2 rRNA genes are annotated in these 379 nt (G+C 56.2%); both read left to right on the forward strand.

From position 1 onward, the window contains the following. Positions 1–8 precede the first annotated feature (8 nt). Positions 9–123 (forward strand): 5S ribosomal RNA (rrf, locus tag CR919_RS20945). Positions 124–255: 132 nt separating this feature from the next. After that, positions 256–370, forward strand: a 5S ribosomal RNA gene (gene rrf / locus CR919_RS20950). Positions 371–379 lie beyond the last annotated feature (9 nt).

The following is a 379-nucleotide window of genomic DNA, read 5'->3' on the forward strand; positions in this document are numbered from 1 at the left end:
ACCGCCTCCCTGGTGAAATTAGCGCTATGGAACCACCCGATCCCATCCCGAACTCGGAAGTGAAACGTAGCTGCGCCGATGGTAGTGTGGCCTAAGCCATGCGAGAGTAGGTCATCGCCAGGGTTTACACCCAAAAACCCCGCTGCTCATGCAGCGGGGTTTTTTCTATTAAGTGAAGGCTCTGCTTTTTTGAGTTCCTTCCGCCCCAAGGGCAAGTACGCGAGCTGGCGCTGCAAGCGCTGCTGCAACCGTCTCCCTGGTGAAATTAGCGCTATGGAACCACCCGATCCCATCCCGAACTCGGAAGTGAAACGTAGCTGCGCCGATGGTAGTGTGGCCTAAGCCATGCGAGAGTAGGTCATCGCCAGGGTTTATACCC

Origin of the sequence: Stenotrophomonas sp. LMG 10879 (genome assembly GCF_002750935.1) — a bacterium.
Lineage (GTDB): Bacteria > Pseudomonadota > Gammaproteobacteria > Xanthomonadales > Xanthomonadaceae > Stenotrophomonas > Stenotrophomonas lactitubi_B.